Annotated in this window: 19 protein-coding genes and 1 tRNA gene; 11 read left to right on the forward strand and 9 right to left on the reverse strand. The window is 61.4% G+C overall.

The window, feature by feature from the left end:
* Positions 1-29 precede the first annotated feature (29 nt).
* Both ABRP87_RS02375 and ABRP87_RS02380 read left to right on the forward strand, forming a co-directional pair.
* Positions 30-344, forward strand: coding sequence for a hypothetical protein (locus ABRP87_RS02375; RefSeq protein ID WP_005276517.1), 315 nt, complete (start codon positions 30-32; stop codon positions 342-344).
* Positions 337-660, forward strand: coding sequence for an Rv3654c family TadE-like protein (locus tag ABRP87_RS02380; protein ID WP_349867490.1), 324 nt, complete (start codon positions 337-339; stop codon positions 658-660). Before ABRP87_RS02375 ends, ABRP87_RS02380 begins: the two co-directional genes overlap by 8 nt.
* On the opposite strand, the gene ABRP87_RS02385 is transcribed toward ABRP87_RS02380, so the two are convergent.
* Entirely contained in the window at positions 657-3,029 is a 2,373-nt protein-coding gene (locus ABRP87_RS02385; RefSeq protein ID WP_349867492.1) for a DEAD/DEAH box helicase, read from the reverse strand. The genes ABRP87_RS02380 and ABRP87_RS02385 overlap by 4 nt on opposite strands.
* 180 nt (positions 3,030-3,209) lie before the next feature.
* On the opposite strand from ABRP87_RS02385, the gene ABRP87_RS02390 reads away from it, so the two are divergent.
* On the forward strand, positions 3,210-3,413 hold the full coding sequence (locus ABRP87_RS02390; protein WP_005276524.1) for a cold-shock protein: 204 nt from the start codon (positions 3,210-3,212) through the stop codon (positions 3,411-3,413).
* Positions 3,414-3,427: 14 nt separating this feature from the next.
* Here the strand turns inward: ABRP87_RS02390 and ABRP87_RS02395 are convergent, their stop codons facing one another.
* Positions 3,428-4,066 carry a DedA family protein gene (locus ABRP87_RS02395; RefSeq protein WP_239268918.1) on the reverse strand — a complete coding sequence of 213 codons (639 nt, stop codon included), beginning with the start codon at positions 4,064-4,066 and terminating at the stop codon, positions 3,428-3,430.
* A 246-nt stretch (positions 4,067-4,312) separates the two neighbouring features.
* On the opposite strand from ABRP87_RS02395, the gene topA reads away from it, so the two are divergent.
* Both topA and ABRP87_RS02405 read left to right on the forward strand, forming a co-directional pair.
* Positions 4,313-7,318 carry a type I DNA topoisomerase gene (gene topA, locus ABRP87_RS02400; RefSeq protein ID WP_349867494.1) on the forward strand — a complete coding sequence of 1,002 codons (3,006 nt, stop codon included), beginning with the start codon at positions 4,313-4,315 and terminating at the stop codon, positions 7,316-7,318.
* Between the two features lie 26 nt (positions 7,319-7,344).
* A complete protein-coding gene (locus ABRP87_RS02405) occupies positions 7,345-8,103 on the forward strand; it encodes a hypothetical protein (protein WP_349867496.1) in 759 nt (252 codons plus the stop codon).
* Here the strand turns inward: ABRP87_RS02405 and ABRP87_RS02410 are convergent.
* Both ABRP87_RS02410 and ABRP87_RS02415 read right to left on the reverse strand, forming a co-directional pair.
* Entirely contained in the window at positions 8,096-9,304 is a 1,209-nt protein-coding gene (locus ABRP87_RS02410) for a DUF418 domain-containing protein (RefSeq protein WP_349867498.1), read from the reverse strand. The two genes, ABRP87_RS02405 and ABRP87_RS02410, sit on opposite strands and share 8 nt — an antisense overlap.
* On the reverse strand, positions 9,304-10,836 hold the full coding sequence (locus ABRP87_RS02415) for an adenylate/guanylate cyclase domain-containing protein (protein WP_349867500.1): 1,533 nt from the start codon (positions 10,834-10,836) through the stop codon (positions 9,304-9,306). Before ABRP87_RS02415 ends, ABRP87_RS02410 begins: the two co-directional genes overlap by 1 nt.
* Before the next feature lie 37 nt (positions 10,837-10,873).
* On the opposite strand from ABRP87_RS02415, the gene ABRP87_RS02420 reads away from it, so the two are divergent.
* From ABRP87_RS02420 to ABRP87_RS02430, 3 genes are all read left to right on the forward strand, one after another.
* Positions 10,874-12,073, forward strand: a complete 1,200-nt coding sequence (locus ABRP87_RS02420; protein ID WP_349867503.1) for a DNA polymerase III subunit delta' — start codon at positions 10,874-10,876, stop codon at positions 12,071-12,073.
* 123 nt (positions 12,074-12,196) lie between these two features.
* Positions 12,197-12,272 (forward strand) — tRNA-Thr (locus tag ABRP87_RS02425).
* A 247-nt stretch (positions 12,273-12,519) separates the two neighbouring features.
* Positions 12,520-12,837, forward strand: a complete 318-nt coding sequence (locus ABRP87_RS02430) for a hypothetical protein (protein ID WP_349867505.1) — start codon at positions 12,520-12,522, stop codon at positions 12,835-12,837.
* Here ABRP87_RS02430 and ABRP87_RS02435 read toward each other — a convergent pair.
* A complete protein-coding gene (locus ABRP87_RS02435; RefSeq protein ID WP_349867508.1) occupies positions 12,821-14,443 on the reverse strand; it encodes an AMP-binding protein in 1,623 nt (540 codons plus the stop codon). The genes ABRP87_RS02430 and ABRP87_RS02435 overlap by 17 nt on opposite strands.
* A 151-nt stretch (positions 14,444-14,594) precedes the next feature.
* Here ABRP87_RS02435 and ABRP87_RS02440 point away from each other — a divergent pair, with 151 nt between their 5' ends.
* Genes ABRP87_RS02440 through ABRP87_RS02450 form a run of 3 tightly spaced genes read left to right on the forward strand, consistent with a single transcriptional unit; the run spans position 14,595 to position 17,162 of the window.
* The gene (locus tag ABRP87_RS02440; RefSeq protein WP_349867510.1) at positions 14,595-15,410 is read left to right on the forward strand and encodes a GDSL-type esterase/lipase family protein; all 816 of its coding nucleotides are present in this window, start codon (positions 14,595-14,597) and stop codon (positions 15,408-15,410) included.
* 52 nt (positions 15,411-15,462) lie between these two features.
* On the forward strand, positions 15,463-16,548 hold the full coding sequence (locus ABRP87_RS02445) for an S-(hydroxymethyl)mycothiol dehydrogenase (RefSeq protein ID WP_349867512.1): 1,086 nt from the start codon (positions 15,463-15,465) through the stop codon (positions 16,546-16,548).
* A complete protein-coding gene (locus ABRP87_RS02450) occupies positions 16,548-17,162 on the forward strand; it encodes an MBL fold metallo-hydrolase (protein ID WP_349867515.1) in 615 nt (204 codons plus the stop codon). Before ABRP87_RS02445 ends, ABRP87_RS02450 begins: the two co-directional genes overlap by 1 nt.
* Here ABRP87_RS02450 and rfbA read toward each other — a convergent pair.
* From rfbA to ABRP87_RS02470, 4 genes are all read right to left on the reverse strand, one after another.
* Positions 17,159-18,007 (reverse strand): glucose-1-phosphate thymidylyltransferase RfbA, encoded by an 849-nt coding sequence (gene rfbA / locus ABRP87_RS02455; RefSeq protein WP_349867518.1) that lies wholly within the window; start codon positions 18,005-18,007, stop codon positions 17,159-17,161. The two genes, ABRP87_RS02450 and rfbA, sit on opposite strands and share 4 nt — an antisense overlap.
* Positions 18,008-18,009: 2 nt before the next feature.
* Positions 18,010-19,395: a dTDP-4-dehydrorhamnose reductase gene (gene rfbD / locus ABRP87_RS02460; RefSeq protein WP_349867521.1), complete on the reverse strand. Its 1,386-nt coding sequence runs from the start codon at positions 19,393-19,395 to the stop codon at positions 18,010-18,012.
* Between the two features lie 2 nt (positions 19,396-19,397).
* On the reverse strand, positions 19,398-20,402 hold the full coding sequence (gene rfbB, locus ABRP87_RS02465) for a dTDP-glucose 4,6-dehydratase (RefSeq protein WP_349867523.1): 1,005 nt from the start codon (positions 20,400-20,402) through the stop codon (positions 19,398-19,400).
* A gap of 133 nt (positions 20,403-20,535) precedes the next feature.
* Positions 20,536-22,092 carry a DUF222 domain-containing protein gene (locus ABRP87_RS02470; RefSeq protein ID WP_349867526.1) on the reverse strand — a complete coding sequence of 519 codons (1,557 nt, stop codon included), beginning with the start codon at positions 22,090-22,092 and terminating at the stop codon, positions 20,536-20,538.
* Positions 22,093-22,204 lie beyond the last annotated feature (112 nt).

The raw sequence follows: 22,204 nt of genomic DNA on the forward strand, positions 1-22,204 counted from the left end.
GCTCACTAGAACACAAGAAAGGAGGAATCATGCGCACGGTAGTCGATGACGATGGGTCCGTGACCATCGAAGCCGCCCTGGCATTAAGCTCCCTCGTTCTCGTGGCGGCGGGCATCATCGGCGCGATCGCGACGATGGCGTCCTATATCGCGGCGGTGGACATGGCGGGCGCGGCGGCTAGGTCGCATGCCATCGGCGTCGAGTACCAACCAGCGCGCGAGGATGCCCGGGTGAGCGTGCGGGAAAGCGCGGGGCTTATCAGGGCATCGGTAAGCGTCGATGCTCCCATCGGAACCATGAGCGCGGAGGCGGTCTTTCCCGCGGAGGTGGCTGGCAATGACTAGCAAACTGCGCGGTGAGGACGGATACGCCACCATCGCCGCCACCGGAATCATCGTCGCCATCATCAGCTTGTTGCTGGTCATCGCGGCAGTGGGGTCGCGCGTGACCGCGCGCCACGAAGCGCAGGTGGCCGCGGACCTTGCCGCCGTGGTCGGCGCGTGGGCCTTGGCTACCGGCAAGGACGCGTGTGCGGCGGCGGACAGCACCGCGCGGGATAATGGCGCGAGCCTCGAGGAATGCACCGACAATGCACCCGATATCATCGCCGTTGCCGCGGTGCGCGGCCAGAGCGCCACGGCCAAGGCGGGCCCGGTCTAAACCGCGGCCTCCTGCGTCATGGTGACGAGCGCGCCGAGCAGCTTGATGGCACCGTCCTTGCTCAGCGGGTTATTGCCATTGCCGCACTTGGGCGATTGCACGCACGATGGGCACCCGGCCTCGCAGGGGCAGGAGCGCACCGCCTCAAAGGTGGCCGCGATCCACTCGGGGAAGCGGCGGAAGCCTTCTTCGGCAAACCCGGCGCCGCCGGGGTGGCCGTCGTAGACAAAGACGGTGGGAAGCTGCGTATCCGCGTGCAGGGCGGTGGAAACGCCGCCGATGTCCCAGCGGTCGCAGGTGGCAATAAGCGGCAACAGGCCAATAGCTGCGTGCTCGGCCGCATGCAGGGTGCCGGGGATATCGGCGGCGGTAATGCCCATCGCAGAAAGCGCCAGTGGGTCGATGGTATAGGCCACGGCGCGGGTGGTCAGCCGCTGCTCGGGGAGATCGAGGGGGATATCGTCGCCGATGGTGCCATCGGCAAGCCGCACCTGGTACCCGGTGACGCGGTCGGTGACCTCGACCTCCACGTCCGCTACCCACAGGCCCGGGGAGTAATTGACCAGGTTATCGGCCTCGCGCACGATGCGAATATCCGTCGTGGAGCGCGGGGTGGTCGAATACTCGGGAGTCTCCGGGCGGGCAAGCGCCACATAATCGGCTAAGAGGAGCTCCTCGATGACAAAACTTTCGCCCTGGTGCAGGTAGACCGCGCCGGGGTGGACCTGGCTGGTCGCGCGCGCTGCATCGATGGTGCCCAGTAGCCGCCCATCGGAGGCATCCACGATCATGACCTCCTCGCCCGACCCGCCGCGCAGCGATACCGCTGAGTGGGCGGTTTCTGGCGAAAGCTCTTCCGCGCTGGAGGCGGGAATCGGCACGGCAAACCACCCGCGCTCGCGGCGGCGTACGAGGCCCTGCTCTGCAAGCTGGTGGATGACCTCGCTGGCACCCCACTCAGCAATGGTGGCATCATCCAGCGGCTTTTCTACCGCCGCGCAGTAGATATGACCAAAGAGGATATAGGGGTTCGTGGGGTTGAACACGCTCGCTTCTACCGGCTTGCCCAAGAGCGCATCGGGGTGGTGCACCAGGTAGGTATCCATGGGTTCATCGCGGGCGACGAGCACCACGAGCGAGCCTTGCCCGCGCCGGCCCGCGCGCCCGGCCTGCTGCCAAAAACTGGCCACCGTGCCCGGAAACCCGGCGGTGACCACGGCATCGAGCCCGCCGACGTCGATGCCCAGCTCGAGGGCGGAGGTGGTGGCGACGCCTAGTAGGGAGGCATCGTCAAGCGCCTGCTCCAACCGGCGGCGGTCCTCGGCCAGGTAGCCGGCGCGGTAGGCGGCGATGCGCTGCGCGAAATCCGGCCGGCCCAAACTGCCGGAAAGGGTCTCGGCGGTTACCATCGCCACGACCTCGGCGGAGCGGCGGGAGCGCACAAAGGTCATGGTCCGGGCGCCTTCCGCGATGAAGGTCGCCATCATCTCGGCGGCCTCGGTGGTGGCCGCGCGCCGCACGGGGGCGCCGTGCTCGCCCTCCGCGCCCTCCAGAAACCCAGGTTCCCAGAGCGCGACCGTGCGCGCGCCGGTGGGGGCGGAATCCTCAGTAATAGCGTGCGCCGGGCGGCCGGTCAGGCGCTCGGCATGCCGGGCCGGGTCATTCATCGTTGCGGAGGCATAAATGACGGTGGGCCGCGATCCATAATGCCGGCACAGGCGGAGCAAGCGGCGCAGAACCAGAGCCACATTGGCGCCGAATACGCCCCGGTAGGAGTGGCATTCATCGATGACGACGAACTCCAGGTGGCGCAGCACCCGCGCCCACCGCGCGTGCGCGGCCAGCATGGACATGTGCACCATATCGGGATTGGAAAACACCAGGCGCGAATAATCGCGCACGCCCGCCCGCGACTCCTGAGGCGTATCGCCGTCATAGGGAGCGGGCACCACGTTTTTAAGCTCCGGAATCCCGCGGCACAGCTCGAGCGCGGACTGCAGCTGATCCGATCCCAGGGCCTTGGTGGGGGTGAGGTAGAGAGCGCACGCGGTCTGATCCTCTGCCAGCCGGGTGAGGATGGGAAGCTGGTAGCCCAAGGATTTGCCGGAGGAGGTGCCGGTAGAAATCACGGCGTCGCGGCCCTGCCACGCGCATTCGGCGAGCTCGGCCTGGTGGGCATAGAGCTTGCCGATGCCCCCATCTACCACCTTCTCCTTCAGCCCCGGCAGCACCCACTCTGGCCAGTCGGCGTAGCGCGCCCGTTTTGCCGGGAGCGTGGTGTGAAACGTCAGGGTGGACTCAGAAAGGCGCCGCTGGATGAGTTCTAGGAGCTCTTCACCAATGGGGTTATCACCAGCCGGGTGAGACAATTTTTACCCCCTTGTGAGTTAAATCTATCGCTTTGGCGTGGAACGTGTCACACTGTTGACAGGCCAATGTTGTCTTGGTGCGGTTTTATACTTCACGGTACTGCTCGAGGACCCATTTACCGAATAACTACCGGCGCGGCATTCCGCGCTACCTCTTTAAGAAAAGGAACTTAGTTCACCATGACACAAGGAACCGTTAAGTGGTTTAACTCCGAAAAGGGATACGGCTTCATTGAGCGCGAGGACGGCGGCGGAGACATCTTCGTGCACTACTCCGAAATTCAGGGCAGCGGCTTCCGCACCTTGGAAGAAAACCAGAAGGTCAGCTTCGAGGTTGGATCCGGCCCGAAGGGCGACCAGGCGCAGGCCGTTTCCATTCTCTAAAATTCTCTAGGGTTTTAAGCGCCGTAGGGCGTTTCGGCGTAGCCGCGGCGGGTGTCCCACCACTCTATGATGCTGTTTTGGGCCTTTTGCAGCCCCAAGCCGATGAATACGGCGGCGATAATGCTGATAACCATCGCAAATAGTGGGGTATCGGAGAACGCCATGCCGCCCACATAGCCAATGGCCAAGGCTTGGAATATCCAGAGCATTACGCCAATGGTGTCGAAGAAGAGGAAGACCGGCCAGGGAAAGCGCATTGACCCCAGCAAAATGGTCATAAAGAGCCTGGCTGAGGGGATGAAGCGGGCAATGATAATGGCCGCTCCACCGCCGCGGCGCACATTGCGTTTTACCCAGGTGAGGGCCTCGTAGGCCTTCGTTCCTTTTTGAATGCGGTTAAGCAGCGGCATAAACCGCGTTCCCAGCAAAAAGCACAGGTTATCACCCAACATGGCTGCTACCAGCGCCACAAAGAACATGGTGGGCAGGTGCGGAAATCCCTGCGAACCGGCCCAAGCGCCGACCATATTCAGCGGGATTTCAGAGGGAAGCACTGGAAAGAAACAGTCCCCGAAAATGAGCAGGCCCACGATGGGATAAACCCACTCCGTGCCCATGATGGCTTCAATCCACATCGTTACTGTGTCAACCATCTAATCCTCCACGGGGTGTGTTGTGGGTGTGCTATCGTCCCCAACAATGCTTTCACAGCTGCTGGACTTTCTAAAAAGGTCAGTATAGACCGGTTCGGTGGGGGTGCGAAGCGCCCCCTACTAAGCCTTTTGGTAGTACCAAGTATATGGTGCGAAGAACGGTATAAACCACCTGTGTACGCTAGGGGCGATTGCTGAAAGCGCACAAATTTTAATGTTCGCATCATCGAAAGGGATGAAGTCGAAGTGGCAGAAGCGGCCGAGCCGGGCAAAACTTTAGTGATTGTGGAGTCGGCAACTAAGGCGAAAAAGATCCAGCCGTACCTGGGAGATAACTACATCGTGGAGGCCTCCGTGGGGCATATCCGCGATCTCCCGCGGGGCGCTGCCGACGTGCCGGCGAAGTTCAAGAAAGAATCTTGGGCCCGCTTGGGTGTTAACCCGGAAGATGACTTCGCCCCGCTCTACGTCGTTAGCCCGGATAAAAAGAAAAAGGTCGCTGACCTCAAGTCCAAGCTGAAGCAGTGCGATAACCTCTTGCTGGCAACAGACCCGGACCGTGAGGGCGAGGCCATTGCTTGGCACCTATTGGAGGTTTTAAAGCCCAAGGTGCCGGTGCGCCGCATGGTCTTTAATGAGATCACCAAGTCCGCCATCTTGGAGGCGGCGGAAAACACCCGCGACTTGGACTATGACCTTATCGATGCCCAAGAAACCCGCCGCATCCTCGACCGCCTCTACGGCTACGAAGTCTCGCCAGTGCTGTGGAAGAAGGTCATGCCACGCCTTTCGGCCGGGCGAGTGCAGTCGGTGGCCACGCGGGTCATCGTCGAGCGCGAGCGCGAACGCATGGCGTTTATCTCCGCCGATTACTGGGATTTGCTCGCTACCTTGGACGCGGGCACCGGCAGCGGCGAGGGCCCGTCGGCCTTTGACGCGCGCCTGACCGCGGTTAATGGCAAGCGCGTGGCTGTGGGCCGCGACTTCGACGATCGCGGAAATGTGAAGACAAAGGACGTCATCGTCATCACCCAGGCGCAGGCGGAGGCCTTGGAAAAGTCTCTGCAGGGCGCGGGCATGACAGTAGCCGGGGTAGAGCACAAGCCCTATACCCGCAAGCCTTATGCGCCGTTTATGACCTCGACGCTGCAGCAGGAGGCGGGCCGGCGCCTGCACTTTACCTCGGAGCGCACGATGCGCATTGCGCAGCGCCTTTACGAAAACGGCCACATTACGTATATGCGTACGGACTCCTCTTCGCTATCCCAGCAGGGTCTGAACGCTGCGCGTAGCTCTGCAACCAGCATTTATGGTGCAGAATACGTCTCGGATTCCCCGCGCGTTTATGACCGCCGCGTCAAGAACTCGCAGGAGGCGCACGAGGCCATCCGCCCCGCCGGTGAGTCCTTTGCCACCCCGGGCCAGCTGTCTAGCCAGCTGGATGCGGAGGAATTTAAGCTCTATGACCTGATTTGGAAGCGCACAGTGGCCTCGCAGATGGCCGATGCCAAGGGCACCTCCATGAAGGTGGCCGTGGCTGGCACCGCGACGACGGATAATGGCGCCTATGACGTCGAGTTCTCCGCAACCGGCCGCACCATTACCTTCCCGGGTTTCTTGAAGGCTTACGGCGCCGACGAGGATACGAGCAAAAAGAGCGAAAACCGCCTGCCACACTTGGAGGAGGGCCGCGATCTGAAGGCCGAAGAGGTATCGGCAGAGGGCCACTCCACCAACCCGCCGGCGCGCTATACAGAAGCCAGCCTGGTGAAAAAGATGGAAGACTTGGGCATCGGCCGTCCTTCGACGTATGCCTCGATCATCAAGACCATCCAGGACCGCGGTTACGTGGTCTCGCGCGGCAACGCCCTGGTTCCTTCCTGGGTAGCCTTCGCTGTGGTGGGCCTCTTGGAGGAAAACTTCACCGAGCTGGTGGATTATGACTTCACCTCGTCCATGGAAGACGAGCTGGACTCGATTGCTACCGGCACGGAGGATGGCACGGACTGGCTGAACGGCTTTTACTTTGGCAACGCTGAGGCCAACGAGCACAAGGCGGCCTCCATTGCGCGGCATGGCGGGCTGAAATCGCTTATCGATGTCAACCTCGAGGCCATCGATGCCCGCAAGGTCAACTCGCTCAAGCTCTATACCGATTCGGAGGGCCGCGAGGTCTTCGTGCGCGTCGGCCGCTACGGGCCCTATATCGAGCGCGCGATCGGCACCAACGAGGACGGCAGCGTGGAATACCAGCGCGCCAACCTCTCGGAGACGGTGACCCCGGATGGGCTGAATGAACAGCTGGCGGAAAAGCTCTTTGCTACCTCGCAGGGCGGGCGCCAGCTGGGCGAAAACCCTGAAAACGGCCGCATGGTGGTGGCTAAGGAAGGCCGCTTTGGCCCCTATGTCACCGAGGTCGTCCGCGATGATGAGCGGGAAAAGGCCGAGGCGGAGGCCTTGGAGATCGTCGCCCAGGAGCGCGCCGAAGAGGATAAACAGCGCGCCGAGGAAGGCAAGCGCGCCAAGAATTGGGAGACCAAGACAGCCGCGAAGCAAAAGGAAAAGCGCATCAATGACTACATTGATGAGAAGCTGAAGCCGGGCACGGCCTCGCTTTTTAGCTCGATGGAGCCGCTGACCGTCACGCTGGAACAGGCCCTTGAGCTGCTATCCCTGCCGCGCGAGGTGGGCGTGGACGACGGGGAGATGATCACCGCCCAAAACGGCCGCTACGGCCCGTACTTGAAGAAGGGCACGGATTCGCGCTCGCTGGCTAAGGAAGAGCAGATCTTTAGCATCACCCTGGATGAGGCCCGCCGCATCTATGCGGAGCCGAAGCGTCGTGGCCGCGCGGCCGCACAGCCGCCGCTGAAGCAGCTCGGCGATAATGACGTTTCGGGCAAGCCTATGACCGTTAAGGATGGCCGCTTCGGCCCGTACGTTACGGACGGCACCACCAATGCGTCCCTGCGCCGCGGCGACGATCCGGAGCAGCTTACCGATGCCCGCGCCAACGAGCTCCTTTCCGAGCGCCGCGCCAAAGAGGCCTCTGGGGAGACGAAGAAGAAGTCCACGAAGAAGTCTTCTAAGAAGAGCACAAAGAAGTCGACCAAGAAATCGACGAAGAAGGCAACCAAGAAGTCCAGCAAGAAGGCCACTAAGAAGGGCACGAAGAAGGCGGCTAAGAAATCCAGCTCGAAGCCTTCGCCCGGCACGAAGAACGTGGTGAAGGCCGGCTCGCGGAAGAAATAAGTGCAGAGATAAGTAAGGTGGCGGGCATGAATGATTTTCTTGCCCGCACCGAGGAAGGCGCCGCGGCCTTGACCCGCGCGGTGTCTGAAACTTTTGCTGATGTCACCGACCCAGCCCGGCGCACGCCGCGGGGCTGGCGGCGTTTCGCGTACCTAGCGCTAGGCGAGTCCACGGTGTGGTCCCGCCTCTTTGGCTGGAAGAAGGCCCACGCCGTCACGAGCGCGCCGCTTCTGCCGCTTTTGGCGGCGGAGGCGCAGGACCCCACCCTGAGCCCTGCTTTGCTGGCCGGCGCGGTGGGGCAGGCGGAAAAGTCGCGCCGCTTGCAGCACCCCTCTTTCCTTGGGGTAGTCGGCGTAACCGCTAGCCACGCGGCGTATTCGTGGGCGCTTTATCGGCGCGGCGCGCGCAACGATGCCCGCGGGTGGGGCCTGCGCGCCATCGCTTGGGCGGCGGCGCTCCTCGCCACGCGCAAGCAGCCCACCCGGACCGCGGTAGCGGTGGGCGGCGCGGCGGTGCTGACCACCTCGGCGCTGGCGGGCGATCCGCGCCTGCGCACCGATACGACGAAGGGCTTGAGCCACGGCGCCAATCTCTTGGTCGCGGCGGAAGGCCTGACTGCGCTGCGGGCGTGGCTGTCTTTTGCTGAGTCTCAGCAGAAGACGCGGATACTGAAGAAAAACAAGAAACAGGCCAAGCCCACGAAGGCGGCCCGGGCGGTGGGTGCGGCGGAGGCCGGCGCCTTTGCCTTGGGGCACTTCCTGCTAGTCGATGCTCTGACTAGGTAAGGCCCTGACGAGGTACGCTCCGCTCCGGCTGCATGCTCGGCCCATAAGATAGCCGGCGGTGCACCACCTCGAAGGGCCCGCGCAGGCCCAGCGCTTCGAGCACGCAGGCACTAATTACGGTCACCAGCCACACGCCGCAGGCGAGGGCGGCTTGGCCGAAGGCCCCTAAGTCGTGGCCGTAGTCCAGCGTGAAGGGGTGCACGATAAGGAAAAACAGTATCGACTGGCCCACATAACCGCTCATGGATCGCTTGCCCAGCGCGACGAAGGGCCACAAGAGCGCGGGCACGGAGGTACCGGCGGCAAGGCGTTCTTGCACGGGCTGCAGGATAAGCGCGAGCCCGGCGAGGATCCCCGGCCCGGTTAGCACGCCGAGGGTGGAATTGGCGCTACTGGCGGCGTTCGCCCAGCGCTCATCAATTACCCCGAGGGTGCCTAAGGACCACAGCGTGCCAATGACCAGCGTTACGGCGGCGGCGATGGCCACCCAGCGCAGGAGCTGGGGGCGGTGAGAGGGGACATCGGCAAGCACGCCCTCGCGCGCCCACACAAAGCCCACCAGCATGACCGGCAGGTACATCAGCACGATGAGCGGGGCGGAGATGATCTGTGCGCCCAGGGTGAGAAGCTGGCTTAGCAGCAGGTCACCATAGGAATTCACGGTGCCGATGGCATCGACGGGGATATCGAGCCCGCCGTCCACCGCGGAGAAAATAAACGCGGCGATGCCGAGCACCGTCAGCACCCCAAGCGCGATATAAGAAATCTTGCGCAGCGTAGAATTGTACAGCGTGAGCAGCAAGGCAATGACTATGCCCGCAATGCCGTAGACAAACATGATGTCGCCCCAAAACAGCAGCACCATGTGCACCGCGCCCAACAGCGCGAGGAAGCCATAGCGCTTGGCGATGACCCTCCTTGCCTCCTCCAGCGGAAATCCTCGCCGCCACAGGCTCATCGCGATGAGCCCCACGCCGAAGCCCAGCAGGGTAGAAAACATGGGCAGTCCGCGGTTGTGCACGAAGAAAGCGCCGAAGACGACGGCGATTTTATCCAGTACGCTGTCATTGAGGATGCCGCCGAAATACGCGCCCGGCCGGTCTTCGGTGATGATCCACGCGGTGGTCATATTCGCTATCGCGATGCCTAAAAGCGCCATTCCGCGCGCCGCGTCGGGCACGATGAGGCGGGTGCTTGCCATTAGATTTCGCACCTTTCTGCCAGGCTGGCGCGGATGGGGCGCGCCAACTGGGTCATGCGGCGGCGCCCGCGCAGCTCGATGGATTTCATGACGGTCCAGCGGGCCTGCTCGGCCTCGTTGGCGGTCTTTAGGGCGGCGGCGTTGGTCAAGACCTGGCCAGGGGTGTCCTTGGCCATTTCGGTCAGGCGGGCGGCCTCATTGACGGCATCGCCGATGACAGTGTACTCGAAGCGATCCGCGCCGCCGATGTGGCCTGCCACCACGTGGCCGGAGGCGACGCCGATGCCAGCCTGCAGCTCGAGCCCGCGCAATTCGCCGCGCAGCTCGCGGGCGGCCTGCAGCGCCATCGAGGTCGAGTCGTACACGTTGAGCGGGGCGCCAAAGACGGCGAGGGCGGCATCGCCCTGGAACTTATTGATGATGCCCTTATTGCGGTGCACCACCGTTACGACGTGCTCGAAGAATTTATTGAGCTCCGTGACCACTTCTTCGGGCGAGTGGTTGACCGCGAAGGTGGTGGAACCGATGACATCGATAAACAACACCGCGACCTTCCGGTCCTCGCCGCCCAATTCGGGGCGCTCATCAAGGGCGCGCTGGGCCACCTCGGTGCCCACGTAGCGGCCGAAGATATCGCGGACGCGCTGGCGCTCGCGCAGACCGCGCATCATCTCATTAAATCCTGCCTGCAGGACGCCGAGCTCGGATCCATCGTAGATATCGACCTCGGCATCGGACTCGCCGCGGCGCACGCGGTTAATCGCATCCTGCAGCTCCACGATGGGATCGACCACGCTCATGATGGCGAAGCTGGTGCCGATAAACCCAGTAGCCAGCGCGGTGAGTGCCAGCGCCACGATGGCTGGGATGATCTCGCTGGCATCGCCGGAGAAGAGCCCGGTGTGCTGCCCCAGCAGCACCAACACGATGCCGAGCAGCGGCACACCGGAGGTCATCAGCCAGGTGGAAAACAGGCGATACTTAATGGGTGGTTCGACGGTGGAATCTTCAAAGCGGCGGGCGACGGCTTGCGCGGCGACGGGACGCACGAGGCGCTCTGCCTGCAGGTAGGTCAAGATGATGACCACCAGGCCCGCCAGGGTGGTGGAGATGCCCACGACGAGCCCGAGCCGCCCGGATTGCCCGCTGGAGATAGCCACCGTCAAGATGATGCCGATGAGCCAGACCGCGGCCGCAACCAAGGATTGGTACACGGGGATGCGCAGCACGAGGGTGCGCACCATATTTGGATCGTGTGCATCAGGATTGCGCTGCCAATCCAGCACGGGGCGGAAGAGTAGCAGGGTAGCGGCGATGCCGATGATGACGGCAAAGACGAGGTAGACCGCCGCCACGCCCTTCAGGTTGGGAAGCTCGGCGGCAAAGTCCTCGATTTCCGGCATGGGCAGGAAATAGAGGATGAAGGTCATGATCGCGATGGCGCCGATGATATTGGCGCCCAAGACCAAGGCAGCGTATACCGGCCATTGGGTTCCCATAAGCCAACGAGCGCCACGCAATAGTCTGTTCATAACTACTTACTGTAGTAAGACCAGTAGGCTAGAGCGAGTGAATACGGGAAGCGTTGCGCAACGATTGGCAGATACCCCAGGTGTGGCCCGCACTATCTTGGGTGCCGCGCGGGCGGCGCGGGGGATGTCGGGGGCAGATCCGCGGGCGATGAGCCATTCCTGGCTCTTTACCGGCCCTCCCGGTTCGGGGCGTTCCTTGGCCGCAATCGATTTCGCGGCCGCGCTCATGTGCACCGATCCAGAGGAACCGGGCTGCGGAAAATGCGAGGCCTGCCGCGCCGTGCTGGGCACGAAGCAGCACACGGACCTAGTCTTGGTGGACCCGCAGGAGGTCATCATCCCGGTGGATACGGTGCGCGAGGTCATTGGGCGCGCCGCGAGCCTGCCCACGGTCGCCCCATGGCGCGTCGTGATCTTCAATAACGCGGATCGCCTCAACAATAACGGCGCCAACGCGCTGCTCAAGACGGTGGAGGAACCGCCGGAGCGCACCGTGATTATCATGTGCGCGCCTTCCGATGCCCCCGAGGACTTCTCCCAGACCCTTCGCTCGCGCTGCCGGCACCTGTACATCCCCTCGCCATCGGTGGAGAATATCGTTGCGCAGTTGGTGAGCGAAGGCGCCTCGGATCACGATGCCCGCCTCGCCGCCGTCACCTCCCTGCGCCACGTGGGCAGGGCGCGCCACCTAGTGACAAATCCTACGGTGCAAAAGCGCCGCGCGGTGGCCATCAACCTGGCGGAAGACATCTTCCACGAATCCCAGGGCTTTCAGGCGGTGACCTCGCTTCTTAAGCTGGTGGATGCGGACGCGAAGGAATCGCACAAGGAGGAAGAGGAAGCGGAGCTGGCCAAGCTGGAAAATACCTTTGGCGTGGGCGCGAAGGGTAAGGGCGCGGCGAAGGCGCAGCGCGATGCCCGCACCGCCATCAAGGACTTACAAGAACAGCACAAGAAGCGGGCGAAGCGGCGGGTCATCGATAACCTCGACCTGGTGCTCGTCGATCTCTCCGGAATCTACCGCGACGCGCTGATGACAAAGGTGGGCGCGCAGGTGGAGATGACCCACCCGGATTTCGCGGGGCTATCTGGCGAGCTGGCGCAGCGGGTGAGCGAGGAGGGCCTCTTGGAGTGCCAGTCCGCCATTTCTTATTGCCGCGAGCAGCTGACCCAGAACGTGGGCACGCAGATTGCTTTCGACGGCTTGGTGGGCAGGCTGCGGCGGGCCTGCCTCTAGCGCTGGGGCTGTCTAGTACCGGGCCGGTGTTAAACGCCGGCCCCGCCAAAAACCGGCCCTGAGCCCCGATTTCTTTTCCGCGCCACCCCTGCGATAGAATCGCCAGTGCTGCTTAAGCAGCGCGCCGCCTTAGCTCAGTCGGTAGAGCATTTCACTCGTAATGAAAAGGTCGCGAGTTCGATTCTCGCAGGCGGCTCCATTTTTATATGTGCGGGTTTCTTCCTTAATATAAACTCTCCTTCAATAGAAGCAGGCCATATGGCCTCGGTGAGAGAAGGAACGATACACTGCTTATTGCTACCGTCGCAGCAGAAATCCTCTTTTGGGCGTGCCTTATTCTGGGCGGTGTTCTCCGATACATCGTTAAGGCCCCAAGAATTGGACTGGCATTCTTTATCGCTACGCCAATTATTGACATAGTCTTGTTAATTTTCTCATTTTTCACCATGCATAACGAAGGCGAAGCGGGATTCATGCACGGTTTCGCAGCTTTTTATATCGCATTTTCGCTGGTCTTTGGCGGCAACATCATACGCGCAGTTGATCGGAAACTCAGCGGGAAGTCGAAAACCGAGTCTGGGAATCAGTCCGATAATAATTTAAGAAAATGCGTATATGCCAGTGCGGTAACGGCTGCGATCCTTATGATTAGCATCGCGGTGGTAGGGCTAAACGGCAGCTTCTGGTTGATTTATTGGCTTATTGCCGTGCTCTTTACCCCACCGATGTGGTGGGGCATGGAAAAACTTAATCGCCGTGCTTAAGCAGGCGCGGAACCACCTTGCCGGTGGCATTGCGCGGCAGCTTAGATAGGAAATGTACGTCGCGGGGTACGGAGTGCTCGGCGAGCTTTTCGTGCACCCAGGCACGGATGGCATCGGCAGTCAGATCGCGGCCGGCGGCATCGGCAGTAGGCACCGCCCATACGGCGATGCGGCTGAAGGTCTCGCTATCCTCCACGCCACCCGCGTGCACCTCATCGATGCCGGGCATGGCCTCGAGCACCTCGGTCACGGACTGGGGGTGGACATTCTCGCCGCCCACGATGATCATGTCATCGGCCCGGCCCACGACGTGGAGGAAGCCCTGCTTGTCGATGTACCCCAGATCGCCGATCGACAACAATCCATCGATCCGATTGAGCTTGAGCTTGGGGTTGGTATAGCCGGTCATGGCGGTGGAATTGGTGAGGTAGATTTCGCCCACCTCGCCGCGGGGAACGGGGTAGCCCTCCTCATCGAGGATGCGTAGCTTGGTGCCATTGGCCACCTTGCCCACCGCATCGGGGTTTTCTGCGACCTGGTCCATCGTGGCCGTTGAGGCTAGGGCAAGCTCCGTGGAACCATAAACGTTGCACAGGATGGGGCCGAAGCGCGCATTGGTGTCCTTGACCACCTGCGGGGTAAGGGCATTGCCGGCAGAGGCGATGAAGTTCAGGCTGGAGGTATCGAAGGAACCCTCGGGATCGTGATCCACCAAGCGCTTGAAAAAGATGGGGGAGGAGAGCATGCCGTCGAGGCGGTAGCGTTGGACATCATCAAGCACCTGCTCCGGTTCAAAAACGCGGCGGGTGACGATGGTATTGCGCAGCCCCAGAGCGATATTGATGCAGGCCCACCCCCAGGTGTGGAAGATGGAGGCCGTCATCTGCACGCGCTGATCGGCGCGCCACGGGATATTGCCCACGATGGAGGCGAGGACAACCGGCAAGGTCGGCTCGGGACGGACGATGCCTTTGGGGATGCCGGTCGTGCCGGAGGACATCAGCACGATGGGGCCGTGCTTGGGAAAGGCGGGCAGCTCGATATCCAGGGGATTTTTCACGATCTTATCGAGCGTGGGCAGATCGCTTGCTCCCGTATCGTGGGCAATGATGACCGGGATATCGAGGTTGGGGTCGACGCGATCGATAAATTCATCATCGATGACGAGGACGTTAATGCCATTTTCTTCGATGCAGCCGGCGAGCTGCTCTGGGGAAGAACCGACATTGAGCAGGTAGATCCCGGCGCCGGCGTAACCCTTGGCTCCCAAGGGAATGATGATGCCGCGGCCGTTGCGGGCCATGACGCCGAGCCGGATCTCCGGCAGCTGCAAGGACTGCAGGTAGCGGGCGAAATTCTGCGCGTGGGATCGCAGCTGGCGGTAGGTGAGGGTGCCGTCGTCATCGATAAGCGCGAGGCGATCTGGGCAGGTTAAATAGGCCTGCTCAATTTCGCGCGCCGTGGTGAAGCGGTAACGCGCGAGGTTGGGCAGGAGCTTGAGCTGCCCGCCAAGCCCGCCTTGCCGGGTGATAAGCCCCGACTTGAAGAGGGCAGGGAAGAACTGGCTGAGCGCGGAGGCGTGGAAGGGAACATCAGTCAATTTCATGGAAGAGAAAGCTCCGAAAAGAGAAGATAACGAAAATATAACTACAAACGATATCGTCAGAAGAAAAGATCGTGTTGCTTTTAACTCGAAAAATGTTACTAGAGTGACTAATATACACTTAAGTGACGACGTGTGAAGAAAAGGTCTCTCGATGAAATCCATAAAACTCAAAGCATTTTCGGTCGTAGCTTCCGCGATCGCGGTGGTAGGTGCGGTGGCCGCGCCGCAGGCTAGCGCGGCAGAACGCAATCTCGTCTCCTTCGGTGACTCGGTCATGGCGGATCCGAATGGCGGGGAATACTTGGCGGACCGCTTCAATCCCTCCCGGGTAATCGGGGAGAACTGCCCCACTTCCTTCAACTATGCGAAGCGTACCGGTGCCAAGATTGGCCTGCCGGTGCGCGATTTCTCCTGCGCTGGTGCGGTGTCGATGTCCAACGGCCCGCAGATCTGGCAGCAGGTGGATGCCGCCATCGGATCTGGCGCGCTGACCCCAGATACCGCGCGCGTGCTGATTACCACCGGCTTCAACGACACCTATAACCACCGCGATCTGAACATGGATCAGATCCGCCGGGAATTCACGGATCGCACCGCCCCACAGATTGAGCGGATTAAGCGCGCCGCGCCGAATGCCCGCATCCAGATCGTGGGCTACCCCACCATCGGTTCGGGGCCGCACTACTGCCTCGTCCACGTTGGCCCGACGCCGCTGGATTCGACCTTCCTGCCCATGGCCCAGGACTACGAAAACAAGGCGCAGTGGATGCAGGTTGATTTGGCGGCCCGTACCGGCGTGCAATTCCTGGACATGAAGCCCTCGACCCGTAATAACGGCATGTGCGCTAATGCGAATGACCGTATGTGGGCAGGTCTCGTGGACTTTACGGCGGGTCCCGGCAACCTGCCTATTCACATGAACCAGCGCGGCCACGAGCACGCGGCCAACGTCATTGCCGCTTCCTAGCAACCATTTTCATTACCGCGGCCATATTGAAAATGTAGGTATGGTTGTGGACATGACTGTAAAAGCTGTTATTGCCCGCTCTAAGGGCGCGGAAGTTGAGACCGTAAATATCGTTGTTCCCGATCCCGGCCCCAATGACGTCATCGTGCGGGTACAGGCCTGCGGTGTATGCCACACCGACTTGGCCTACCGCGATGGTGACATCGAGGATGCCTTCCCCTTCCTGCTGGGCCACGAGGCGGCAGGCGTGGTGGAGACCGTAGGTTCTGCGGTCACCCACGTGGAGGAGGGCGATTTCGTCGTCCTGAACTGGCGCGCAGTGTGCGGCGAGTGCCGCGCTTGCAAGAAGGGCGAGCCCAAGTACTGCTTTAATACCCACAACGCTTCCAAGGCCATGACCTTGGAGGACGGAACCGAGCTCACCCCTGCGCTGGGCATCGGTTCCTTCGCAGAGAAAACCCTGGTCCACGAGGGCCAGTGCACTAAGGTCAATGACATGGACCCCGCAGCTGCCGGCCTATTGGGCTGCGGCATCATGGCCGGCCTCGGCGCATCCGTTAATACCGGCGATATCCAGCTGGGCGAGTCCGTAGCCATCTTCGGCTGCGGCGGCGTCGGCGTCGCGGCTATTGCTGGTGCGAAGCTGGCGGGCGCGGCGAAGATCATCGCCGTAGACATCGACGAGTCCAAGCTGGAGACCGCGCGCGAGTTCGGCGCCACCGACACCATTTGCTCGAAGGGCATGTCGGAGCAGGAGGTCATCGATGCGGTGCGCGATCTCACCGGCGGCTTCGGCACGGACGTTTCCATTGACGCGGTGGGCATCCAGCCGACGTGGCGCCAGGCCTTCTACTCCCGCGATCACGCCGGCCGCATGGTGATGGTGGGCGTGCCTAACCTGACCGACCACGTGGACATCCCGGCCATCGACCTCTACGGCCGCGGCGGTTCCATCAAGCCGGCTTGGTACGGCGACTGCTTGCCGGAGCGCGACTTCCCCGCATACGTTGCCCTGCACAAGGCCGGCAACTTCCCGCTGGATAAGTTCGTTTCTGAGCGCATCGCGCTTGACGATGTCGAGTCTGCCTTCCAAACTATGAAGGACGGCAAGGTACTACGCTCGGTGGTGGAATTTTAATGCAGATTGACAGCACGGTAACTTCTGGCAAGTTCCGCCTGGATGGCGGCGAATGGGACGTGGACAATAACGTCTACGTACTTGGCGATGCCTCCAGCGTCTACATCGTCGACCCCTCCCACGATCTCGATGCCGTGGCAGAGCTGGTGGGCGATCGCAAGGTCGAGGGCATCATCTTGACCCATGGCCACAACGATCACTGCGAACTCGCGCCGGAGGCGGCGAAGCGCTTCGACACGGATGTCTACATGCACCCGGACGATGACATGCTCTGGCGAGAGGCGAATGGCGATGCCCACTACATCGACCTAGCCGATAACAGTCAGTTCGACATCAACGGCGAGAAGATCACCGTCTACCACACCCCGGGCCACTCGCCGGGCTGCGTCGTCCTCTACGTCGATGGCACCCTGCTGTCTGGCGATACCCTGTTCAACGGCGGCCCTGGCGCGACGGGGCGCAAGTACTCGGACTTCGATGTCATCATCGAGTCCCTGCGCAACGTCGTCTTCAACCTGCCGGATGACACGAAGGTCTTGCCGGGACACGGCGATGCCACGACGGTGGGCGCGGAAGCGGCGCGCATCGACGAGTACATCGAGCGCGGCTACTAATAATCGCGCAAGTACTCCCCGTAGCCGGATTTGAGGAGGGGCTGGGCTAGCGCTTCCAGCTCCGCCTGGGAGATGAATCCGGCTTCATAGGCCGCCACCTCGGGGGAACCGATGATGATGCCCGTCCTTTTTTGCATCACCTCTACATAGGCGGCGGCCTCGCTCATGGAATCGACGGTGCCGGTATCCAGCCAAACACTACCGCGGTGGAGGCGCTGCACACTTAGCGCGCCGCGGCGCAGGTAGGCCTCGTTGATGGAGGTGATCTCGAGCTCCCCGCGATCGCTTGGCGTGATGGACTTAGCGATATCGATGACAGAATTATCGTAGAAATACAGCCCGACGACGGCATGATTAGATCGCGGCTCGGCCGGCTTTTCTTCAATGCTGAGCGCTTGGCCCGCCTGGTCGAATTCGACGACGCCGTAGCGCTGCGGATCCGATACCTCATAGGCAAAGATGATGCCGCCCTCTGGATTGCGGCACTGGCTTAGCTCCCCGCCGAAGCCGTGGAAGATATTATCGCCGAGGACCAGCGCAACGCTGTCATCACCAATGAAATCCTCCCCAATCAAAAAGGCCTGCGCCAATCCTTCTGGGCGGGGCTGGACGGCGTAATCGATCATTAACCCGAGTTGGGAACCATCCCCGAAGAGCCGTTGAAACGCCCCAGCGTCCTCTGGGGTGGTGATGATGAGGATCTCCCGAATGCCCGCTTGGATGAGCGTGGTCAACGGGTAGTAGACCATCGGTTTGTCATAGATGGGCATGAGCTGCTTAGAGATGCCCTTAGTAATGGGATAAAGCCGCGTTCCGGATCCACCGGCAAGGATTATGCCTTTCATCGCTACTCCTCGCTGGCCTTGCTGGGCTCGCCAGGAACGCTAGGGTACAGCGCGAGGTACAAGGCGAGGGCGGCCCGCCAATTCTGCGGGGAAAAGCCCGTGGCTTCGATTTTATCTAGGGCAAGCGTCGATTCTTTGGGCCGTGGTGCCTCGGGTCCGGCGAATTCCCGATACTGTTCGGTGCTTACCGGCGTGACCTCTGATGGGTCGTGGCCTAAGCCGATGAATACGGACATCGCCATTTCATCGCGCCCGACGGTATCGCCGGAGTTGGAGATATTATAAATCCCGTACTCGGGGCGGGTGCGCAAGAGATGCGCGATGCCCTTCGCCAAATCCTCGGCAAAGGTGGGGCGCCCGCGCTGGTCATGGATGACCTTCGGCTCCTTATCCGCTTCGGCGAGGCGGCGCATGGTGGCGATGAAGTTCGGGCCATCGCCAAACACCCACGAGGTACGCACAACATAATGCTGCGGTGCAGTCTGAGCGGCGGTTTCGCCAGCGGCCTTCGACGCCCCGTAGGCGGATAGGGGCGAGGGGGTTTCGTCTTCGGTGTGCAGCTCCTTGGATCCATCGAAGATGTAGTCGCTGGATACGTGCACGAAGGCCAGCTGGTTTTCGGCAGCGATGCGGGCGAGCTTCGCCGGGGCTTCGGCGTTGACGGCCCAGGCGGCGGCGCGATCGTCCTCGGCGCCATTGACGTCGTTGTAGGCGGCGCAGTTGATGATGGCCTCGTATTGCTTCCACTGGCGCTGCGGGGGATTTGTGATGTCGAACTCCGCATGGGTGCAGAACTCGGCATTCTTGAGAACCCGCTTCAGCGCCCGGCTGAGCTGGCCATTCGCACCGGTAACGAGGATTGTGCGGGGAGGCATGGGGGTGACGTCGGCAAGCGCAGGCAGGTGCTTGTCCTTTTCTGATACCTCGCATGGCTCGAGGGGCCACTCCACCACGTCGAGGTTGATTCCGGTATAGCGCGCCTCGGGGGACCAGTGCTCGTTGACCAGGTAGGAGTAGGAAGTTCCCTCGAGGGCTTGAAAGCCATTGGCAACCCCGCGCGGTACAAATATGGCGGTCTCCGGACCCACTTCATGGGTGACGATTTCCCCAAAGGTTTCCGATCCTTCGCGGAGATCGCACCAGGCGCCAAAGATCTTGCCGTTCGCGACGGAGACGAGCTTGTCCCAAGGCTCAGCGTGCAGCCCGCGCGTGGCACCGGTGTGGTTATAAGAAATATTATTTTGCACCGGCTGGAACGAAGCCAATTCTGGTGCGGCCTCACCAAGCTTTTCGCGCTGCCAGTTTTCCTTGAACCAACCGCGGTTATCTCCGTGTACGTCCAGCTCGATGATGCGTAGGCCTTCAATGGCGGTGTTGTGTACCTGCATAATTACTGTCCTTGCTCTTTATAACGGGCTTCTACAGATTCCTTTTGGGAGCGCCACCACGTTTCGTTATCGCGGTACCAGGCGATGGTATTTTCCAAGCCCGCCCGGATATCGGTAAAGCGGGGCTGCCACTCTAATTCGCGGCGCAGCTTGGTAGCGTCCATGGCATAGCGCTGGTCATGGCCGGGGCGGTCCGCCACGTGCTCGTACAGGGCTCGACCTCCCTGGGTATGTCCCATGATTTCGCAGATTATCTCGATGATGCGCTTATTATCGATGTCCGGCTGGTCAGCGCCGATATTATACGTTTCACCAATCCGCCCCTCTTCGATGATTTTTAGCACCGCCGCGTTGTGATCGTCGGCGTGGATCCAGTCACGAACCTGCTCGCCCGTGCCGTAGAGCTTGGGGGTATGCCCGGAGAGGATATTGGTGATTTGGCGCGGGATGAACTTTTCGATGTGTTGGTATGGCCCGTAATTATTTGAGCAATTGGAAATGGTGGCGCGCAGGCCAAAGGATCGGACCCATGCCCGCACGAGGTGATCGGAGCTCGCCTTGGTAGCCGAATAAGGGCTGGAGGGCGCGTATGCGGTATCCTCCGTGAACTTGGTATCCGCCCCAACTTCTAAGTCCCCGAATACCTCATCGGTAGAAACGTGGTGAAAGCGGACATCGTTTGTCCGGCACGCCTCTAGAAGGGTATAGGTGCCCACCACATTGGTGTGGATAAACGGGGACGGATCCCGCAGGGAATTATCATTATGGGATTCGGCGGCGAAGTGCACGACGATATCCGCCTTGGCGACGAGCGGATTCACCACCGTAGCGTCCGCGATATCGCCCTCCACTAATTCCACATCGAGCCCCGCAAGGTTATCCCGGTTGCCGGCGTAGGTCAGCTTATCCAAGACTGTGATGCGGGTATCTGGGCGCACCTTGGCCATGAGGCGCACGAAATTGGCGCCGATGAAGCCGGCGCCGCCAGTAACGAGCATGGTGTGCATGAGTCTCCAGTGTAGGGGAGTCCGTATAAGCGCTGCGCGTGGACAGCCCCAAAACGCTTGTACACGCACTTCTAGGCCGTACGGCATAATCGTACGGCCTGAAGGCACGGTCGCGGGTGGATAGTAGGGCAGCTCACGCTGCACCGGGAGGCGGCGGAGAAGATGGTGAGTCCGTCCCTGAAGCTTGTGGCGATTCGGCCGGGGAACCGGGTGGTGAATCCACCGGTTCATGAGGCTGAGCAGGTGGGTCGGCGAGCTTGCGCGCCGGGGCTTGCTCTGCAGCGGGGGAGTTATTGAGCTCCACCGAGGGCGAAAGCCCGCCGGTATGCGCTGAGCGGTAGCCCACGCGTCCCGTTTCCGGGTCTCTTTCCGCATGCCCCATGCCATTGTGGCCATCGCGGTTATCGTTATTGTCCACGTGGTGCCGACGGCAGAGCAGGGTGAGGTTCCGGAGGTCTGTAGCTCCCCCGTGGGACCATGCCTGCAGGTGGTGGACATCGCAGTCTTGCCACGGCCGGTTGCAGTCCGGGTGGGTGCACACGATTTCACTGGCGGCAAGCGCCAGCTTTTGCCACAGCGACGCGGTGCGCTTGGTGCGCCCGAGCTCGAGCGGGAAGCCTTTGTCATCGACGGCGCAGAAAAAGTCGTGCTGAGCAGCGCCCAGGCGGAGGAGATCGAGCGGGGATAGGTCGATTCCCACGCTCGTGGTGAAGCGGGTGTCGCTGTTCATCGCTTGTAGCTCTTCAAGGGTAGTGGCCACAAAGAAGGAGCCGAGGCCGTCCGATTTCTTTTGCCCTGCGGACAAGTAGCTACCTAGAGCCGCGGTCAATTGATCCGCCATGCGCTGGGCATAGGTACGCGTATCGTCTTCGGGGCTCAGGCTCTCGCTGCCCTTATTCTTGGCAGGGGCGAAGGCACTAGCCAAGACCGCAGCGGCGGAGGCATCAAGGTAGCCGGAGATGTGCACGCCACCGTCTGCATCTTGGTGGGAAATGCTGAAGCGGCGCTTGCGGGTGGCCGCGTGTGGATCGCGCTTCCCGGAGGGATCGACGGCATGCTTATTCGCCTTGCGGATGGCCTGACGTAGCCAATCGCGCAGGGACTCATAGGAGCGGTGCTTGGCCTCTTCCAGAGCCTTATTACGCAGCTCCCGCGGCCCAGGAACCGCGAACTTATTGAGGTTGCGCAGTTCCCGTTCGATGAGGTTGAGGACGCGCTCCGGGATGGGGTCTTCCTCGAAGAGTTTCTTGCGGCGTTGTTCTTCCGCTCGGCGCTCACGATCGGCGCGGCGGCGCGCTTCCTCCTCGGCTTTCTTTTGCGCCACCGCGTCCGCCTCGTCGTCTGCTGGCGGGGGAGTAGGTTCAGGATCCTCGATGGGAGCAAAGAGGTTCTTGCCATTGCGCAGGCGGGCAGCGGCTTCGGATTCCGTGAGGCCAAGGCGAGCGACTAAGTAGTCCTTGGCCTTAGAGGAGCCGACCCGCCTGCCGGCATCATCGCGCTCTGCAATGAAGGCAAAGGCGGCATCGATGGTGGATTTATTGCCCAGCGCTCGCTCTAAATGTTCGAAGTTGGGGTGGAGCAACTCGAAGGAGAGATCGTCCGGATTCTGCATAAGGTTGCGCAGGCGCGTAAGCCCCGCAGCCACATCTGAAATGGCTGAATTGATTTCCGTGTGCTTTGCAGTTTCCATGGTTCCCTCCTTCCTGTTTCGCTTTCATGTTCTATTTTAATCCAATAAAACGCCAGCGCAACAGCAAGAAAGGAAATGGTCAATAGACTGTACATTCCCCACTCAAACGGGC

Origin of the sequence: Corynebacterium sp. KPL2830, assembly GCF_040225635.1 — a bacterium.
GTDB lineage: Bacteria > Actinomycetota > Actinomycetes > Mycobacteriales > Mycobacteriaceae > Corynebacterium.

Coding starts and splice junctions, on each gene's coding strand:
- ABRP87_RS02375 (WP_005276517.1), top strand. CDS start 30: ATGCGCACGGTAGTCGATGACGATGGGTCCGTGACCATCGAAGCCGCC.
- ABRP87_RS02380 (WP_349867490.1), top strand. CDS start 337: ATGACTAGCAAACTGCGCGGTGAGGACGGATACGCCACCATCGCCGCC.
- ABRP87_RS02390 (WP_005276524.1), top strand. CDS start 3,210: ATGACACAAGGAACCGTTAAGTGGTTTAACTCCGAAAAGGGATACGGC.
- ABRP87_RS02395 (WP_239268918.1), bottom strand. CDS start 4,066: ATGGTTGACACAGTAACGATGTGGATTGAAGCCATCATGGGCACGGAG.
- ABRP87_RS02405 (WP_349867496.1), top strand. CDS start 7,345: ATGAATGATTTTCTTGCCCGCACCGAGGAAGGCGCCGCGGCCTTGACC.
- ABRP87_RS02410 (WP_349867498.1), bottom strand. CDS start 9,304: ATGGCAAGCACCCGCCTCATCGTGCCCGACGCGGCGCGCGGAATGGCG.
- ABRP87_RS02415 (WP_349867500.1), bottom strand. CDS start 10,836: ATGAACAGACTATTGCGTGGCGCTCGTTGGCTTATGGGAACCCAATGG.
- ABRP87_RS02430 (WP_349867505.1), top strand. CDS start 12,520: ATGCATAACGAAGGCGAAGCGGGATTCATGCACGGTTTCGCAGCTTTT.
- ABRP87_RS02435 (WP_349867508.1), bottom strand. CDS start 14,443: ATGAAATTGACTGATGTTCCCTTCCACGCCTCCGCGCTCAGCCAGTTC.
- ABRP87_RS02440 (WP_349867510.1), top strand. CDS start 14,595: ATGAAATCCATAAAACTCAAAGCATTTTCGGTCGTAGCTTCCGCGATC.
- ABRP87_RS02445 (WP_349867512.1), top strand. CDS start 15,463: ATGACTGTAAAAGCTGTTATTGCCCGCTCTAAGGGCGCGGAAGTTGAG.
- ABRP87_RS02450 (WP_349867515.1), top strand. CDS start 16,548: ATGCAGATTGACAGCACGGTAACTTCTGGCAAGTTCCGCCTGGATGGC.
- rfbA (WP_349867518.1), bottom strand. CDS start 18,007: ATGAAAGGCATAATCCTTGCCGGTGGATCCGGAACGCGGCTTTATCCC.
- rfbD (WP_349867521.1), bottom strand. CDS start 19,395: ATGCAGGTACACAACACCGCCATTGAAGGCCTACGCATCATCGAGCTG.
- rfbB (WP_349867523.1), bottom strand. CDS start 20,402: ATGCACACCATGCTCGTTACTGGCGGCGCCGGCTTCATCGGCGCCAAT.
- ABRP87_RS02470 (WP_349867526.1), bottom strand. CDS start 22,092: ATGGAAACTGCAAAGCACACGGAAATCAATTCAGCCATTTCAGATGTG.